The sequence below is a fragment of the Litoreibacter ascidiaceicola genome (genome assembly GCF_900129235.1).
Taxonomy (GTDB): Bacteria; Pseudomonadota; Alphaproteobacteria; order Rhodobacterales; family Rhodobacteraceae; genus Litoreibacter; species Litoreibacter ascidiaceicola.
In genome coordinates, this window is sequence record NZ_FQUV01000007.1 from 142,098 (window position 1) to 158,151 (window position 16,054).

General features: G+C 58.6%; 17 protein-coding genes. 11 read left to right on the forward strand and 6 right to left on the reverse strand.

All coding sequences use genetic code 11. From position 1 onward, the window contains the following. Positions 1-2: 2 nt before the first annotated feature. Together BUB72_RS18875 and BUB72_RS14765 are read right to left on the reverse strand one after the other, a co-directional pair. A complete protein-coding gene (locus tag BUB72_RS18875) occupies positions 3-662 on the reverse strand; it encodes a hypothetical protein (protein ID WP_175549174.1) in 660 nt (219 codons plus the stop codon). Next, positions 659-1,666 (reverse strand): DUF4123 domain-containing protein, encoded by a 1,008-nt coding sequence (locus BUB72_RS14765; RefSeq protein WP_217653864.1) that lies wholly within the window; start codon positions 1,664-1,666, stop codon positions 659-661. Before BUB72_RS14765 ends, BUB72_RS18875 begins: the two co-directional genes overlap by 4 nt. 446 nt (positions 1,667-2,112) lie before the next feature. Here BUB72_RS14765 and BUB72_RS14770 point away from each other — a divergent pair, with 446 nt between their 5' ends. The 3 genes from BUB72_RS14770 to BUB72_RS14780 all read left to right on the forward strand — a co-directional run bounded on the left by BUB72_RS14770 (position 2,113) and on the right by BUB72_RS14780 (position 5,498). Then, positions 2,113-3,159: a TRAP transporter substrate-binding protein gene (locus tag BUB72_RS14770; protein ID WP_073145290.1), complete on the forward strand. Its 1,047-nt coding sequence runs from the start codon at positions 2,113-2,115 to the stop codon at positions 3,157-3,159. Positions 3,160-3,253: 94 nt separating this feature from the next. Then, positions 3,254-4,048, forward strand: coding sequence for a TRAP transporter small permease subunit (locus BUB72_RS14775; RefSeq protein WP_073145293.1), 795 nt, complete (start codon positions 3,254-3,256; stop codon positions 4,046-4,048). A 4-nt stretch (positions 4,049-4,052) separates the two neighbouring features. Further along, on the forward strand, positions 4,053-5,498 hold the full coding sequence (locus BUB72_RS14780; protein WP_175549175.1) for a TRAP transporter large permease: 1,446 nt from the start codon (positions 4,053-4,055) through the stop codon (positions 5,496-5,498). 29 nt (positions 5,499-5,527) lie between these two features. Here the strand turns inward: BUB72_RS14780 and BUB72_RS14785 are convergent, their stop codons facing one another. Genes BUB72_RS14785 through irrA form a run of 3 tightly spaced genes read right to left on the reverse strand, consistent with a single transcriptional unit; the run spans position 5,528 to position 7,539 of the window. Continuing rightward, positions 5,528-6,439 (reverse strand): nickel/cobalt transporter, encoded by a 912-nt coding sequence (locus BUB72_RS14785; protein ID WP_073145295.1) that lies wholly within the window; start codon positions 6,437-6,439, stop codon positions 5,528-5,530. After that, positions 6,424-7,095, reverse strand: coding sequence for a DUF1007 family protein (locus tag BUB72_RS14790; protein ID WP_083588687.1), 672 nt, complete (start codon positions 7,093-7,095; stop codon positions 6,424-6,426). The genes BUB72_RS14785 and BUB72_RS14790 overlap by 16 nt, the downstream gene beginning before the upstream one ends. A 27-nt stretch (positions 7,096-7,122) precedes the next feature. Next, on the reverse strand, positions 7,123-7,539 hold the full coding sequence (gene irrA, locus BUB72_RS14795; RefSeq protein ID WP_073145298.1) for an iron response transcriptional regulator IrrA: 417 nt from the start codon (positions 7,537-7,539) through the stop codon (positions 7,123-7,125). A gap of 161 nt (positions 7,540-7,700) precedes the next feature. On the opposite strand from irrA, the gene fabA reads away from it, so the two are divergent. The 8 genes from fabA (at position 7,701) to BUB72_RS14835 (ending at position 14,863) form a co-directional block, all read left to right on the forward strand. Further along, complete coding sequence (fabA, locus tag BUB72_RS14800; protein ID WP_073145299.1) at positions 7,701-8,210, forward strand: bifunctional 3-hydroxydecanoyl-ACP dehydratase/trans-2-decenoyl-ACP isomerase; 510 nt, start codon at positions 7,701-7,703, stop codon at positions 8,208-8,210. A 21-nt stretch (positions 8,211-8,231) separates the two neighbouring features. Then, positions 8,232-9,461, forward strand: a complete 1,230-nt coding sequence (gene fabB / locus BUB72_RS14805; RefSeq protein ID WP_073145301.1) for a beta-ketoacyl-ACP synthase I — start codon at positions 8,232-8,234, stop codon at positions 9,459-9,461. A 3-nt stretch (positions 9,462-9,464) separates the two neighbouring features. Then, the gene (locus BUB72_RS14810) at positions 9,465-10,253 is read left to right on the forward strand and encodes an enoyl-ACP reductase FabI (RefSeq protein ID WP_073145303.1); all 789 of its coding nucleotides are present in this window, start codon (positions 9,465-9,467) and stop codon (positions 10,251-10,253) included. Between the two features lie 102 nt (positions 10,254-10,355). Then, positions 10,356-11,138, forward strand: coding sequence for a metalloprotease (locus BUB72_RS14815; protein WP_073145494.1), 783 nt, complete (start codon positions 10,356-10,358; stop codon positions 11,136-11,138). A 56-nt stretch (positions 11,139-11,194) separates the two neighbouring features. After that, on the forward strand, positions 11,195-11,881 hold the full coding sequence (locus BUB72_RS14820; RefSeq protein ID WP_073145306.1) for a haloacid dehalogenase type II: 687 nt from the start codon (positions 11,195-11,197) through the stop codon (positions 11,879-11,881). Continuing rightward, entirely contained in the window at positions 11,878-12,699 is an 822-nt protein-coding gene (locus BUB72_RS14825) for an alpha/beta fold hydrolase (RefSeq protein ID WP_073145308.1), read from the forward strand. The genes BUB72_RS14820 and BUB72_RS14825 overlap by 4 nt, the downstream gene beginning before the upstream one ends. Next, a complete protein-coding gene (locus BUB72_RS14830; protein WP_073145310.1) occupies positions 12,696-13,676 on the forward strand; it encodes a threonine ammonia-lyase in 981 nt (326 codons plus the stop codon). Before BUB72_RS14825 ends, BUB72_RS14830 begins: the two co-directional genes overlap by 4 nt. Beyond that, complete coding sequence (locus BUB72_RS14835; RefSeq protein WP_073145313.1) at positions 13,673-14,863, forward strand: endonuclease/exonuclease/phosphatase family protein; 1,191 nt, start codon at positions 13,673-13,675, stop codon at positions 14,861-14,863. The genes BUB72_RS14830 and BUB72_RS14835 overlap by 4 nt, the downstream gene beginning before the upstream one ends. Here BUB72_RS14835 and BUB72_RS14840 read toward each other — a convergent pair. Beyond that, entirely contained in the window at positions 14,832-16,052 is a 1,221-nt protein-coding gene (locus tag BUB72_RS14840) for a TCR/Tet family MFS transporter (RefSeq protein WP_073145315.1), read from the reverse strand. The two genes, BUB72_RS14835 and BUB72_RS14840, sit on opposite strands and share 32 nt — an antisense overlap. Between the last annotated feature and the right edge of the window lie 2 nt (positions 16,053-16,054).

The window sequence follows — 16,054 nt, forward strand, 5'->3', positions numbered from 1 at the left end:
CCTTACGATGCGCAGCGCGAACGAGGCGCCGGATTTGATGCAAGATACCGTTTACGTTGATCAAGGGCGCGGTCCCGTGACCAGTCCTCGACCCCGGCGGCCAGTTCTTGAGCGAGTGGCTGAGATGCCGCGACCGGCTTGGCACAGAGTTCAAGAAGCACAACAGGTGCATCCATTTCAGGTGTGATCTTGTCGGTTTGCCGCAAGCCGACCAAACGCAGCGCTTCGGGATTGGGGGTGGTCACCCTCACATCCGCGCCGGGGCCGGACACAATGTCGATTGAAGCGTGATCTTTGTCATCCCCGAATGTCGACAGCTTCTTGGCGGGCAGCTCGAACTGTGCGGAGTAGGTTTGTTTGGCGACAATGTCGTACCAGCTCAACTCGAACTGCAACAGATCGTCGGAGCGGTCGCCATAGGTGGTCGGCCCGCCTTCGTTGCGCCCCTTGGTCGACAGCTCGACAACCGTGCGGCCGTTCTGGATCAATCGTTTTACGGCGGGTGCCGCCACGTGAGAATGCACCGACAAGCTGAGCGATTTCGGGCGCGATTGGCCAAACCCGAAGATCATCGCAGCACCCGCAAGAAACGCGACGCAGGCGCCAAGCACCACCACAAGGGCGCGTCGTGATCGTCTTGGGGAAGGGTGCGCACTGTTCATATCTCCGTCCATATATCGGTATCTCCATGTGCCGCGTCGCCGCGGATGTGTTGAAGACCCTCGCGTTGGGCTTCGGCTTGGGCATCCAGAAACTTCTCGATGTCCTGAATCGCATAATGGGCCGCTTCTGCTCCCATCAGGATAGACCGAATGGCGCCGTTCGCATATTCCGAAATGAAATTAGGCCCGAGGATCAGCTCCCAGCAACAAATCTTGGCAATGTGGTCGCGCCGCCAGAAGCCCATTTCAAAAACCTTGTGCCGCAGGTGTTCTAACTCCGAAAGGCTTTCGTCGAGGGTAAGTCCGGTTTGGGGCGCGCTATGCCGGTGCGCGACGACCGAGATGTCGTCGAATTCCTGCTCGCGCCTGATCTGGCGCAAAATCGCACGTATTTCGGGGGTGAGTATTACTCGGGTTCCGCGTCGCGGGGCGACAGTTCCCGGAGCGCGCGACAGCATTGCCGCCTGTCTCGGGGCGGTCACGACCATCGACAGCGCTTCGGTCCCAGAGGGGAACATTGCGGAGACCAGCGGGGCGACGTCGGGGTGATTGCCCATGGCCATCAGCCGCGTGCAAATCGGTGGGGACCAGTACCGGAAGAAGTACCATTTTCCGGTTTCGTCGCGCAGACGTGTGAACCGCCGCAAGTGTTTCCACAGGCTGTTCATATCCACGCGCGAGCGTAGGAAGATGCCCAGCTGCTTCTCCCACAACCCACCCGGGGCGGTGTCGGTCGTCATCAGCTTACGCGTCAGGCTGTGGTCTGGCTCCAGCTCGACAAGCCAGGGGGCCGCCTCGCCAAGCTCTTCGAGCGCCTTGCCGGTGAACAGGCATTTGTGGTTCAGATCCGACGTGTCCAGAATATCGGGCAGCGCCGGATGGCAGGCTGCATCAAGCAATGCATAGGTTTTCAGGGGCGGCAGATTTTCTTCACCACCCCATGCCTCGAAATCTGCCTTGGGGTCGGGATCGCCGAATAACGGCTCACACAGCTCCTCTGGCATCTGCAGCGCAGGCGACCCGATTTGAGCGTCAAGGGGCGCAGAATCCTTCAGCGTTTTCACCAACAACCAAGGATCATGTGAGGCAGCCACGGCACTATTCACCGGATATCAATTCGCATTTTAAGTCTGGGCCAAATTCTTAGATTCAATGTCTGTTAGGTATATAGAGCAAAAACATCATGGCAATAGTATAGCGGAATCTCGCTTTTTCGGACGTCAGGCTTGCCCGAATCGGCCGGCGCGGCTGTTGCGCGAAGGTGGTGCCAGTTGTTTCTGAACCGTCAGAAAGCTGAATTAATTCGCTGTTTTCCCACTAAGGGGCTGCCAACATCGCTGTTTTGGCTCTAGTCTACCTAATTCTGGGTATTGCTGGCAGGGCACTTCTGCCGCAAAACCCCAACGTGGTAAAAAAAGATTACCAATTTAGCTCTCTGGGAGGAGATACTATGAAAACCAACCTAATTGCAGCCGCGCTTGGCCTATCGGTCGCAGCTGGCTCAGCTCAAGCACAAGACGTGCTGGAAATGACATCTGCCTTCGGCAAAAACCTTCCGATCCTTGGCACTGCCGCGACGGACTTTGTTGAAAAGCTAAACTCGATTTCGACCGAAGTCGAATTCGAGCACTTTGACCCCGGTAAGCTGGTCCCGACTTTGGAAGCGCTGGACGCCGTATCGAACGGCTCTGTGGACGCGGCTTTCACAACCTCCGGTTACTGGCAGGGTAAAATCACGTCAGCCTCGCTGTTCGCTGCTGTGCCGTTCGGCCCGGAAGCTGGCGAATTCCTTGGCTGGATCCTGTATGATGACGGCAAAGAACTTTGGCAGCGTATGTACGACGAAGCCGGCTATGACGTGCACGTCACGCCTTGCGGTGTGATCGCGCCGGAAACCTCCGGTTGGTTCAAGAACGAAATCAACTCCGCTGAAGACCTGCAAGGTCTGAACATGCGCTTCTTTGGCCTTGGCGCTGAAGTGATGCAGAAGATTGGCGTCTCGACTTCGCTGCTTGGCGCGTCGGATATCTTCCCGGCACTGGAGCGTGGCGCAATCGACGCGACCGAATTCTCCATGCCACGCATCGACTCGCGCTTGGGCTTCCACAAAATCGCGAAGTTCAACTACTTCCCTGGCTGGCACCAGCCGTCCACTTTGTTTGAACTCCTAGTCAACAAAGACGCGTGGGAGGGTCTTGGCGAAATGGCACAGGCACAAATCGAAGTGGCGTGCTTGGCCAACATCACGACCAACCTAGCCGAAGGCGAAGCGACCAACTTTGAGGCCATGGTAGAGAACACCGAAAAGAACGGCGTTCAAATCCGTCAGTGGTCGCCAGAACTTCTTGACCTGTTCGAGAGCACTTGGAACGAAGTTGCTGCTGATCTGGCAAAAGAAGACCCGCTCTTCGCTGAAGTCTGGGCTGACTTGGCCGAGTACCGTGCCGGCTACAAAGTCTGGAACGACAACATCTACCTGCCACGCCCCCGCAACTAAGGCGCGCAGTTAGAGATTGAAACTTTGAGGGCGGCCCAGTCGGCCGCCCTTTTCCAAAGATTTGGACGTTCCGAGCGGGGCGGGGGAGAACAACATGTCGGGTGAAACTGTAAAACTGGCCGGAGGGCTGGATGAGGTATCCATTGCCATCACCGATCCCGGTGACGTCGATCGCGAGCATCACGGTTGGCCTGACCGCCTGATGATCAACGTCGGTAATGTCGTTGCGTGGCTGTTTCCGCTCTTGATGGTGGGCATCGTGGCTCAGGTCATCTTACGCCAAAGTGGTGTGAACCAAGCATGGCTTGATGATGCGCAATGGTGGATTTACGGCTTTGCGATGCTCACCGGCTTCGCCTATGCCATCACCACTCAAAGCCATGTGCGCGTCGACATTCTGCACCAAAACTATTCACCTGCCAAAAGGGCGAGGATCGAGGTCTTCGCAATTGGCTGGCTGCTGCTGCCTTTTCTGGTCATCATGACCGACATTCTGCTGCATTACGCGTGGTCGTCCATCGTGGCGCTTGAAGGGTCGAGTAGCCCCAACGGGTTGCACCACCTGTACCTTCTGAAATCTTCGTTGCCCGTGATGTTCGTCATTGCAATTATTGCCGCGTGGGGCGTGTTCAGACGTAACCTTCAGGTCTTCTCCGCAGTTAAGCTGCACACTGTGATTTTGTGGATGCTTCCGGCGGCTTTGTTCTTCCTGACCCGCGTGATCCATTACGGCTTTTATTGGTTCTACGCGCTGACGACGGACATGAAATCACGCGCGATCAGCAAAGAACCCGTGTTCTCGCAGGTGGGGCTGATTGCCATTGCCTTACTGGCGCTCCTGATCGTGATCGGCTTCGTGCTGTCGCGCAATACATCCAAGGAAGCATAAGGTCATGCAAATCCTATCTCTTCTCGACTTCATGTCGCTGAACCAATGGTCGGTTCTGGCCATGTTCGCCATCTTCATAGTGATGCTATTCCGCGGCGTCCCTGTGGCTTACGCCCTTGTAGGTGTCTCGTTGGTATTTATCGTTCTGGGTGAGTTTGTGCTCGACCCGAACCGCAAATACATTAACGAATTCATCGAATTCGACCGCACGGGGATCACTTATACCAAGCTCTTTGCCAATGGCAGCCGCTTCTTTGGCGGGATCATCAACAACCCTGTTTTGGTCGCTTTGCCTATGTTCATCTTCATGGGGTTGATGCTGGACCAATCCGGCGTTGCCCAACGCATGATGAAGGCCATGCAGGTTCTGTTCGGCGCGCTGAAAGGCGGGCTGGCGCTGTCAGTCATGCTGATCGGCATCATCCTCGCGGCCTCAACCGGAGTGATCGGCGCATCGGTGGTGCTGCTGGGCGTCATGGGTATCCCGACAATGATGGCGCAGAATTACTCCAAACCTATCGCCACGGGTACGATTGCTGCATCGGGCACATTGGGCATTCTGATCCCGCCGTCCATCATGCTGGTGATCATGTCGGACCAATTGGCCATCTCGCTTGGTGACCTGTTCATGGGCGCGCTGTTTCCCGGCCTGCTTCTTGGGGTGCTCTACATCGTCTTTCTGGTCGTCTACGGCCTTGTTAACCCCAAAGCGATGCCGGTACCTGAAAACCGCCCTCCGGTCGACATGACGATTATCAAGGAAACCGCCCTGTCGGTAATGCCGCCAATGGCGTTGATCCTGCTGGTGCTCGGCTCGATCTTCTTCGGCTTCGCGACGCCAACCGAGGCCTCTGGCCTAGGGGCCATGGGCGCGACCATTCTGGCGTTCCTGAACCGCAAGCTGAACATGACCGTGTTCAAAGACGTGATGCGCCAGACGCTGAACACCTCGGGCTATATCGTCGGTATCTTCATCGCGGCGAACTTCTTTGCCTTCATCCTGCGCCGTTTTGGGGGCGATGAAATCATCGAGCATCTGGTGCTGTCCTCCTTCGACGACAAGTATATGGTTGTGCTGTTCATCCTGTTCATCATCTTCCTGCTGGGTTTCCTGCTGGACTGGATCGAGATCACGCTGATCATTATGCCGCTGATGTTGCCAGTTGTTTTGGCTTTGGACATCCCTGTCGACGGCTTTGGGGTGGTGGATAATCCGTCTATCGTCTGGTTCGCCATTCTAGTGGCGGTGACGTTGCAGACGTCATTCCTGACGCCGCCTGTGGGCTTTGCGCTGTTCTATCTCAAAGGCGTTTGCCCGCCTGAGATCACGCTTGGTCATATTTATAAAGGCGTTATCCCATTTGTGTTGCTTCAGCTCACCGGGCTCGGGATTGTGTTTGCCTTCCCCAGTATCGTGACGTGGCTACCTGCCATCGCATACGGAAACTAACCTGAAAGGCCCCCCTCGGGGCGGCCTTTTCATATGGCGCGCAGCAAAAGGCCCGACGCGATCACAAGGACCAGCAGCCCCGCAATCAATTCAATGGCTGGCACGATCTGGGTCGTTACGCGCGACGATGCGAACGATCCGATCACCCCCGCCCGCATCGTCACGGCTGCAACCCCGACGCCAATGGTGACCACAGCGGTGCCAAGCGCCATGGCGAAGGCTCCGGCAATCCCCGCCATCGCTATGCCCATCTGCCATGTGATGATTAAAACAAACAGCGCACCAGTGCAGGGTCGGATGGCGATCCCCGCAATCAGGATCAGCGCGTCGCGCAGCGAGCTGGCATTCTCTACCTCTTCCATGCTGGGACCGTGTTTGTGCCCGCATTCCGAGCAGGTGCCGTCCTCCCCGTGGGGATGATGTGCGTGGTCATGCGTGGCTGCTTGGTGACGGCGCAGGAATTTCCGCAACGCGCGCACTGTGAGCCACACCCCGATCGCCCCGATCGCAGCATAACTGAACGGGGCCATGTAGTCCTCGGCCGCGCCGACCATCTGGGTGCGGCTCAGGTTGAACACAAGCACACCTGCATAGACCAACAGGGTGGCGGTGACCGCTTGCCCAAGGCTCGAAACCAACGAAATCAGGGACAAACGCATCCATGGCACCTGACGCCCCAAACCGTACCCGCCGATCAAAACCTTGCCATGTCCCGGCCCGACGGCGTGGAAAACCCCGTAAGCAAAGCAAAGCGTCATCAGCAAGGTAAGCGCGCCCGCGTCGCCGCTGCGCAACGCGCGCAGGGTGCGGGCGATTTGGTTTTGAAAGTCGCGCTGCTCCCCCGCCGCAAAAGCGGCAAGGCTGTCAAATCCACCGCTGCTCCACAGCCAGATCAGCGCGCCGATGGCGATGGCAACAGGGACAACTACAATGCGGGGCATGTGACGCGGATGTCGGTGGCGAAGTCCCCGCCGATCAGCGGGATGTCGTTCTCTTCAAGGTCGGCATTCGCGTCCAGCGTTAAAAGCTGCGCCTGCATCTGTGCAAGCTGGCCGTCGATATCGGGTTCGATACGCAGGATCTGGCAGTCTTCACGCCCTGTGATCGTGACCGGAAGCGTCATGTCGTAAGCGGTGTAGTAGGTCGGATCAAACGCCTTGAACGATATGGGATCGCCGGACAGGATTGGCGTCCCGACAACCTCGCGCAGATGTGTCGAAATGATACGGCCGTCCACCATATCCGCGGTCGGCTCAATTGGTCGTGACAGCTTCAATATCTGGCCGTCCAGTACCGCTTCCAGATCGCCCGCGTAGCCTTGCACCCAATCCGCGTCGAAACCCGTCAGTTCTTTGCGCTCTTCGGGGGTGAGCATCCCGTCGCCATCTGCGTCGACCTTGTAGTCCTCGGCCAAAAGCAGCGAATAAAGATCGTCGTAGTTCCACGTCACCTTTACATGTGTCAGCCGACCCTCGGCGTCGAAAATAATCTCGAGACCGGTATCAATGAAGACATGAGGGTGGGCGGCGACAGGTGCGGGTCCAGTGGCCAGCATCGCGGCAAGCACAGCGGCGATACCTTTTCGGGCGTTCAGCATCGGGTCAGGTTCCCTTAACGCGGCGGTTCAGGTGCGGCGTAGTCGGATGACGACGTCGACTTTGGCAATTTCTGTACCCGCTGGTGCGTCGGGCAAAGAGGCGATTTCCAACTGTTCTTTCGGGGCGTCGGTCAGATGGCCTTCGTCTTCCCAGAAGAAATGCGGGTGGTCGTCAACGCGCGTGTCAAAGTAGCTTTTGGTGCCGTCGACCATGATCTCGCGGATCAGTCCGGCCTCGGAGAATGCTTTGAGCGTGTTGTAAACCGTCGCCAGCGACACACCGTCGGTTTGGTCGGTGGCTGCCGCGTGCAAGCTTTCGGCGGTGATGTGGCGATGCTGGCCGTCGCCAACCAAAAGTTCCGCCAAAGCCACGCGCTGACGCGTCGGGCGCAATCCTGCACCCGCCAGCCATTCCGTTCCACGCTTGGTTTCTATCGACAACATTCGCCAAATTCCCTTTGCTCGCCTTACATATAGGGCCTGCACCCCCCATGTTTCAAATGAAAATCAGTCGCAGCTTGCCCGATGGCGGCCCTTGCACGCGATAAAGCGCCAATGCTAGGTGTAACATAAGGTAACAAAACGAGATATGGGGGCAGGGTGGCATGAGCGATTACCCAACGAGCTTTGACAAGGACGCACTTCTGAAATGCGCGCGCGGCGAGCTGTTTGGCGAGGGCAACGCCCAGCTTCCGGCCCCGCCCATGTTGATGATGGACCGCATCACCGAAGTCTCCGGCGACGGTGGCGCACATGGCAAAGGCCACATCCTGGCCGAGTTCGACATCACCCCTGACCTGTGGTTCTTCGAGTGCCACTTCCCCGGCAACCCGATCATGCCCGGCTGCCTTGGCCTTGATGGCCTGTGGCAACTGACCGGCTTCAACCTTGGCTGGCGCGGCTGGCAGGGGCGTGGCTACGCGCTGGGTGTGGGTGAAGTGAAGCTCAAAGGCATGGTGCGTCCTGACCGCAAAATGCTGACCTACAAGATCGATTTCACCAAAGCGATCCAAACCCGCCGCCTGACTATGGGCGTGGCCGATGGTATTGTGGAAGCCGATGGTGAAGTGATTTACGAAGTCAAAGATATGAAAGTGGCTCTCTCCGAGAGCTAAAGCCCAAAGAGGAGCACGCCCATGCGTCGCGTCGTCGTTACAGGTCTGGGGATCGTATCCCCCATCGGCAACTCAGCCGAAGAAGTCACCGCTGCCTTGAAATCCGGCACCTCAGGCATTGTCGCTTCGCCGGAGATGGCGGAGCACGGGTTTCGCAGCCAGATTGCTGGCACGTTAAAGATCGACGTGGCCGATCATGTCGACAAACGTCGCCTGCGCTTTATGGGGCCGGGTGCGGCTTACGCGCATATCGCGATGGAACAGGCGATTGCCGATGCGGGGCTTGAGGAAAGTGATGTGGTTAACCCGCGCACAGGCTTGATTGCAGGCTCCGGTGGGCCGTCTACGTCCGCCATGTTCGCGGCACACCAGTCGGTGCTGAAAACGGGGGCGACCAAGCGGATCGGGCCGTTTGCGGTGCCGAAATGCATGGGCTCCACCATTTCCGCCAACTTGGCGACAGCGTATCAGATCAAAGGTATCAACTACTCTATCACCTCCGCCTGCTCGACCTCGCTGCACTGCATTGGTGCCGCGTCCGAACAGATCATGATGGGCAAGCAAGACATCATGTTCGCAGGCGGTGGCGAGGAACTGGACTGGACGCTGTCCTGCCTGTTCGACGCGATGGGTGCGATGAGCAGCAAGTATAACGACACGCCGACCAAAGCCTCCCGCGCGTTTGACGCGGACCGCGACGGCTTCGTCATCGCGGGTGGCGGTGGCATTGTGGTGCTGGAAGATTTGGAGCACGCCAAAGCACGCGGCGCTAAAATCTATGCCGAGGTCACCGGCTTCGGTGCAACCTCCGACGGCGCCGACATGGTTGCCCCTTCGGGCGAAGGCGGCGAGCGGGCGATGCGCTTGGCGTTGGATACGATCCCCGAGGGCCGCAAAGTCAGCTACATCAACGCGCATGGCACCTCCACGCCCGTGGGCGACGTGGGCGAGGTCGAAGCCGTCCGCCGTGTGTTCGGCGAGGGCAGCACCCCGCCGATCAGCTCCACCAAGTCGATGACCGGCCACTCCCAAGGCGCAACCGGTGCGCAGGAGGCTGTCTACTGCCTTTTGATGCTGAAGGACGACTTCATCGTTCCCTCGATCAATGTCGAGACGCTGGATCCGGCCCTGAAGCCGGAAGAAATTGCCACCAAGCTGGTGGAAAACGCAGGTCTGGATACGGTGATGACGAACTCCTTCGGGTTCGGCGGGACCAACGGGTCCATGTTGCTTTCAAAGTTCAAGGAATAAGAAATGGCTGGATTGATGGACGGCAAGCGCGGCCTGATCATGGGGGTCGCCAACGAGCGGTCCATCGCGTGGGGAATAGCCAAGGCCATGGCCGCCGAGGGCGCGGAACTGGCATTTTCCTACCAAGGCGATGCTTTTGGTAAACGTGTAGAGCCTTTGGCGGCGTCGGTAGGGTCTGACATCTTGGTGGATGTGGACGTGACCGACGACGACTCGCTCGACGCTTGCTTCAAAACGCTTGAAGACAAGTGGGGCAGTCTTGATTTCGTGGTCCACGCCATCGCGTTCTCCGACAAGAACGAGTTGGCGGGCCGGTTCATCAACACCTCCCGCGAGAATTTCAAGAATTCGATGGTTATCAGTTGCTACTCGCTGATTGACGTCGCCCGCCGTGCGGCCCCGTTGATGAAGGACGGCGGCACCTTGCTTACGCTTACCTATCAGGGCTCCAACCGCGTGACACCGTTCTACAACGTCATGGGCGTCGCCAAGGCGGCGTTGGAATCAACCGTGCGCTATCTGGCGAACGACCTTGGCCCGGACGGCATCCGCGTCAACGCGATCTCCCCCGGCCCGATGAAAACCCTTGCAGGTGCAGCCATAGGCGGCGCGCGCAAGACCTTTCGCCAGACCGAGGCGAACGCCCCCATGCGGGCCAATGCGACGCTGGAGGCCGTGGGCGGCACTGCCGTCTACCTTGCCAGCGATCACGGCAACTGCACGACTGGTGAAATCATCCGCGTCGATGGTGGCTATCACGTGCTGGGCATGCCTCAACCAGAGAACCTGTAGGACCAAAGCCACGCGTCATTGCCCATAATTGGGCCAATATGACGTCCTTCTTTGGCCATCTTGGCAGTGTTCCATGCCGTCAGGTCTGACAAAGGTTTTGCAATGTTCGTGTTATTCGCTGCAATCGTGCTGTGCACATTAATGCTCTACACCCTTCGCGGAGGGATGGTATCCAATCGCGGCCTGACGGTCGTTGGCATGGACATCCAAGGCCTCGGCATGGGCGTGCTCGCTTTTGTGGCAGCCGCTTGGTATTTTGGTCCGCTTTATGGCGTGGCAATCGTTCTGTCCGTGATGATCCATGAATTCGGTCACGTTGCCGCGTATCGCATCGCAGGCCATGACGACGCGCGTTTTCGCCTGATCCCGCTGATGGGGGGCGTGGCGATATCAGACCGCGCACCAGAAACGCAAGCCCACGACTTTTTCATCACCCTGATGGGGCCGGGTATCTGCCTCGCCCCGATGGCGCTGGCTTACGCCTTGTCGGAGGTCATCACGCCATACTCCGCCGAGGCGGCGCATTTCTTGTGGGTGTTTGCCATCGTCACCGGTGCATTGAACTTCTTCAACCTGTTGCCGTTCTGGCCCCTTGATGGCGGGCGCTGCGTGCGCATCCTGATCGACACATTCGCCCCTGGTGCCACAAATTTCGTCACCTTGGGGATGAGCGCAGCTTTGGCCGCCGCTGCCGTGGCGATGCACTCCATGGCACTGTTCTTTTTCGCCATACTCGGCGCGCAATCGCTGTTCAGCTGGTCGGAGGCTTGGGTGCACAGAACGCCGCTGACCAAGCCGCAAGGCGTGTTGGCACTGGCGGCCTATCTGTTCACGGCGGGCGCGCATTTTTGGGGCGGGCTCACGATGTTGATGCGCTACCTTTAGGCGTTTTCCTCGGTCTCGGGCTGTGCCACTCTGCCTGCACAGCCGGAGGAACCCCTATGCCAATCACCACCTGTGTTTTCGATGCCTATGGCACCTTGTTTGACGTGTCCGCTGCCGCCCGTATCGCGGCCGACGAGCCGGGCCGCGACGAACTTGCCGCTTGCTGGCATAAGGTCGCGAATGACTGGCGTCTCAAGCAGCTGCAATACACATGGCTCCGCGCGGTAACCGGTGACCACGCCGATTTCTGGGACGTGACCCAAAACGGGTTGGACTGGGCCATGGAAGCCAACGGTCTGGACGATCCGGAGCTTCGGGAACGCCTGCTTGCGCTGTATTGGGAACTGCGCGCTTACAAGGAAGTGCCGTTCATGCTCGCCCATTTGAAGGCGGCCGGAATGAACACAGCGATCTTGTCGAACGGCTCCCCGAACATGCTTGATGGTGCAGTGTCGTCAGCGGGCATTGGCGAACATCTGGACGATGTCCTGTCGGTAGAAGATGTGGGCGTTTTCAAACCTCATGCTTCGGTTTACGACTTGGTCGGCAAACGTTTCGGCTGCGCGAAGGACGAAGTGCTGTTCGTGTCCTCCAACGGCTGGGACGCGGCTTGTGCGACAGGCTACGGATTTGCGACCGCATGGGTGAACCGTGCCGGCGAGCCGGTCGATCGCTTGCCATGGACACCTGCCCACATCCTCAGCGACCTGACAACAATTCCGGAACTGGCGGCATCCCTATGAGCAAGTTCACCACCAACGACGGAATCTCCCTGCACTACACTGACGAAGGCGAGGGGCTTCCGGTCCTGTGTCTTGCAGGCTTAACCCGCAACAGCTCTGACTTCGACTACGTCGCGCCGCACCTGAATGACGTGCGCCTGATCCGCATGGATTATCGCGGGCGCGGGCAGTCGGACTGGGCGGACCCGTCGACCTACACCTTGCCGCAGGAAGGGCAGGACGCGCTGGCTTTGCTGGATCATCTGGACATCCCGAAAGCTGCAATTTTAGGCACCTCGCGTGGCGGCATCATTGCCATGGGGGTGGCGGCAAGCGTTAAAGACCGGCTTCTGGGCGTTTGCCTGAACGACATCGGGCCGGACATCGCGGAGCCGGGTTTGGACGCGATCAAAAACTATCTTGGCCGCCGCCCGACGTTCAAAACATATGAAGAAGCAACGGCCCAACGCGCCAAACTGATGGCAGGGTTTGAGGATGTTCCCGAAAGCCGCTGGCGCGAAGAGGCAGAGAAACACTATGTCGAAAAGCCCGACGGGTTGGACATCAATTATGATCCCAAATTGCGTGACGGGGTGCTGTCAGGGCCGCAAAACCTGAACCCTGATCTGTGGCCCTTTTTCGATGCTTGGGAGGGCTTGCCATTGGCGCTCCTACGCGGGGCGAATTCAGACCTTCTGACACGTGAAACCACCGCGGAGATGGAGCGACGCCGACCGGACATGCTGTCCGTCGAGGTGCAAGGGCGGGGCCATGTTCCATTCCTTGACGAGCCGGAATCCCTGCTGACGATCAAAGCGTGGTTGGGGGAAATGCAATGAACATCGAAATGATAGAAGCCGCCGCAAAGCGGATTGACGGCCATGCACGACGCACACCGCTTCTGACCTCCCCGTTTGTTGACGAGATTGCTGGTCGCCGTGTTTTCGTGAAGCCCGAGGCATTGCAACACACCGGGTCGTTCAAATTTCGCGGCGCGTGGTCGGCGGTCTCGGCGCTTACCGACAATGCACTCAAGGCTGGTGTCATTGCCTTTTCGTCAGGCAATCATGCGCAAGGTGTGGCGCTGGCAGCCCGCGAGCACGGGACGAGTGCGGTGATCGTCATGCCAGCGGACGCCCCCCAGATGAAAATCGAGAACACGCGCGCGTTGGGTGCGGAGGTGGTTTTGTATGACCGAGCAACCGAGGATCGCGACGAAATTGGCGCGCGCCTCGCAACGGAACGGGGTCTGACCCTGATCAAGCCATTCGACGAGCCCTTGGTGATTGCAGGCCAAGGCACTGTCGGTCTGGAAATTGCGGAGCAGGCGGCAGAGCTTGGTGCAAATGCGCGAGAGGTTCTGGTCTGCTGTGGCGGTGGCGGGCTGACCTCTGGCATCGCATTGGCGCTGGAGGCCAAAGCGCCGGAGTTGCGTGTCCGCCCCGTTGAACCGGAAAACTTCGACGACGTGACCCGTTCGCTGGAAGCGGGGGAGATCAAGCGCAACAAAAGCCTGTCGGGCTCGATATGTGACGCGATCATTACTCCGCAGCCGGGCGATGTTACCTTCCCGATCCTCAAGCGCTTGTGTGGCCCTGGCCTAGTGGTGCCCGAGGAGGATTGCCTGCGCGCCATGGCAGTAGCCTTTGCCCGCCTCAAGGTGGTGCTGGAGCCGGGCGGGGCAATCGCGCTTGCCGCGGCGCTATATCACGGGGACAAATTCGACGGCGATGACGTCATCGCCGTGGCCTCTGGCGGCAATGTCGATGCTGAAGTGTTCCAGATGGCGTTGGCCAAATACGGGGATGACGTATGACCGATTTCACCATTGCCAGCTTCAACGTCAAAAACCTGATCGCCGCCGATCAGGAGTATTATCGCTTCGAAAAATACACACCCGAGGAGCACGCGTGGAAGGAGGACTGGCTGGCCGATCAGGTCTTCACGCTGAACGCCGACATCGTGGGGTTTCAGGAGATTTTCGACAAAGCTCCACTGCAAGAGGTGATCGCGGAGGCGGACCGTCGCGGCAAAGCCTCCAACGAAGACGCGGTGCCCGATCGCAACAAGCGCTACGCCCGCAAGGCAATTTTCCGCAAGCTCGCTTATAAGGACTATACCAGCGCGCAGCTGGCCTTCGCGCCGAACCTGAATGACGGGGAGCCGGGGGAACGTCGACCCGGTCTGGCCATCCTGTCGCGCTATGGCTTCGTCGGCAAGCCAGAGGTGATTCAGGAAGTTGACCCCGATTTGGTGATCCCCTTCGCCATGATGAGCGGCGGAGATGGCGGCTCGTTCCGTCTCGACCGCCTGTCGCGCCCGATCCTGAAGGCACGGATTCCAGTGGGAAATCAGATCATCACGGTCTTCAACTGCCACCTGAAGTCTAAACTGGGCGAGTTCACGCGCCCCGACGGGGGCGGTCAGCCGCCCGAAATTGACCTGGTCAATTATGATCCGGTTGGTCGCGCGCTTGGGTCCCTACGTGCCGCAACCCGCCGGATGGCCGAAGCTTGGGTGCTGCGCCAGCTGGTTGTCGAAGAGATCAACAAAGGGAACCCTGTTATCGTGCTGGGCGATCTTAACGACAGCGACAACGCCGTTAGCTCCGAAATTATCGCCGGTGAACGTCCATTCAAAAACTACGCGTGGATGCGCCGGCACGATGCCAAGAAGGCAAATGACCGGTACTCCGACGCTGAGAACGAGATCATTCAGGAAAAGATCAAAGCGGTTCGACTGGAAAGCTGCGAAAAGCTGTTCGTCCGCAAGTCACTGCGTGACATGGTTTACACCTCTGCGTTTGGTGGGGTCTTCGAGAGCATCGATCAAATCCTGCTGTCGCGCCACTTCACAGGCGGCACCAATCAGATCGGCGAAATGTCGTACTTCTCGGTGTTCAACGACCACCTGACAGATGGCTCGCATGACGAGGCACCCTATAACAAGCTGGCCTCGGACCACGGGCAAATCATGGCGCATCTGCGCTTATGGGACGCGTAAGAGCGCGGGCGACCATTCCCCACGCGACAAGCATCAATCCCATCGCCAGCAAGAAGGCCGCACCCGGTAGGAAAAACAGCGCGTCCTCGCCTGTGAAATAGGAAAAGACACGGGTGAACACCAGTGGCGCGAAAATCATGCCAAGTGCGTTGATCGAGGACATCACCCCTAGCAGTTCACCTTGCTGGTTGTCGGCAGCGCGGCCCGACATCACGGCTTGTAACGCAGGGCCGACGACCGCCCCGAATGCCGCAAACGGGGTAAGCATCAGCAACACCCATCCGTCGGAAATAAACGCCATCATCGCCAACGTGCAGGCGTTGTAGATCAAGCCCCAATAGACGGTTTTCACCTCTCCCAGTTTCGCAATTACCCAGCGGATCAGCACGGCCTGAGTGATCGCCATGGACACACCGTAGATCGCAAGTGATGCACCGATCACGCCGGGGGACCATCCGAAGCTGGCGGCGGTGTAATAAGCCCATATTGCTGGATAAACCATATTGGCGATCTGGTAGAAGAAATAGACCGAAAGCAAAGCGCCAAGTCCAGGGAGGGCGGTGACCGCTTTAAGCCCGCCCACCGGATTGGCCCGCGCCCATTGGAACGGGCGTTGCTTTTCTGGCGTGACAGTTTCCGGCAACACGAAATAGCCAAGCACGAAATTCGCACCTGCCAGTATCGCCGCCGCCCAGAACGGCGCACGCGGTCCAAGCTCTGCCAGCAAGCCGCCGATCACGGGGCCAAGGACGAAGCCGACGCCGAAGGCGGCACCGATCAGGCCGAAGTTCTGGGATTTCTTCTCGCGCGGGGACACATCCGCCATGAAGGCGTTGGCCGTCGCATGGGTGGCCGCTGTGACGCCGCCGATGATACGCCCGATCAACAGCAACCAGATGGTACCGGCCAAAGCCATCAACACATAGTCAAAGGCCATGGCGGCATTAGATGTCAGCAACACCGGACGCCGCCCGAACCTGTCTGACAAAGAGCCGACCATGGGCGAGAACATGAACTGCATGAAGGCAAACACCGCCGACAGGATACCCCCCCAAACAGCCGCGCCCGAGATGTCGGTATGTCCTACATCCTGAATAAGTTGCGGCATCACGGGCAGGATTAGACCGATGCCCATCGCGTCGATCAGCACGGTGATCAGAATGAAGGTGATGGGCAGGTTGCGGGTCATAG

Excerpts from the sequence above, each read along its gene's own strand:
- BUB72_RS18875 (WP_175549174.1), bottom strand. The coding sequence starts at position 662 with ATGAACAGTGCGCACCCTTCCCCAAGACGATCACGACGCGCCCTTGTG.
- BUB72_RS14765 (WP_217653864.1), bottom strand. The coding sequence starts at position 1,666 with ATGCCAGAGGAGCTGTGTGAGCCGTTATTCGGCGATCCCGACCCCAAG.
- BUB72_RS14770 (WP_073145290.1), top strand. The coding sequence starts at position 2,113 with ATGAAAACCAACCTAATTGCAGCCGCGCTTGGCCTATCGGTCGCAGCT.
- BUB72_RS14775 (WP_073145293.1), top strand. The coding sequence starts at position 3,254 with ATGTCGGGTGAAACTGTAAAACTGGCCGGAGGGCTGGATGAGGTATCC.
- BUB72_RS14780 (WP_175549175.1), top strand. The coding sequence starts at position 4,053 with ATGCAAATCCTATCTCTTCTCGACTTCATGTCGCTGAACCAATGGTCG.
- BUB72_RS14785 (WP_073145295.1), bottom strand. The coding sequence starts at position 6,439 with ATGCCCCGCATTGTAGTTGTCCCTGTTGCCATCGCCATCGGCGCGCTG.
- BUB72_RS14790 (WP_083588687.1), bottom strand. The coding sequence starts at position 7,095 with ATGCTGAACGCCCGAAAAGGTATCGCCGCTGTGCTTGCCGCGATGCTG.
- irrA (WP_073145298.1), bottom strand. The coding sequence starts at position 7,539 with ATGTTGTCGATAGAAACCAAGCGTGGAACGGAATGGCTGGCGGGTGCA.
- fabA (WP_073145299.1), top strand. The coding sequence starts at position 7,701 with ATGAGCGATTACCCAACGAGCTTTGACAAGGACGCACTTCTGAAATGC.
- fabB (WP_073145301.1), top strand. The coding sequence starts at position 8,232 with ATGCGTCGCGTCGTCGTTACAGGTCTGGGGATCGTATCCCCCATCGGC.
- BUB72_RS14810 (WP_073145303.1), top strand. The coding sequence starts at position 9,465 with ATGGCTGGATTGATGGACGGCAAGCGCGGCCTGATCATGGGGGTCGCC.
- BUB72_RS14815 (WP_073145494.1), top strand. The coding sequence starts at position 10,356 with ATGTTCGTGTTATTCGCTGCAATCGTGCTGTGCACATTAATGCTCTAC.
- BUB72_RS14820 (WP_073145306.1), top strand. The coding sequence starts at position 11,195 with ATGCCAATCACCACCTGTGTTTTCGATGCCTATGGCACCTTGTTTGAC.
- BUB72_RS14825 (WP_073145308.1), top strand. The coding sequence starts at position 11,878 with ATGAGCAAGTTCACCACCAACGACGGAATCTCCCTGCACTACACTGAC.
- BUB72_RS14830 (WP_073145310.1), top strand. The coding sequence starts at position 12,696 with ATGAACATCGAAATGATAGAAGCCGCCGCAAAGCGGATTGACGGCCAT.
- BUB72_RS14835 (WP_073145313.1), top strand. The coding sequence starts at position 13,673 with ATGACCGATTTCACCATTGCCAGCTTCAACGTCAAAAACCTGATCGCC.
- BUB72_RS14840 (WP_073145315.1), bottom strand. The coding sequence starts at position 16,052 with ATGACCCGCAACCTGCCCATCACCTTCATTCTGATCACCGTGCTGATC.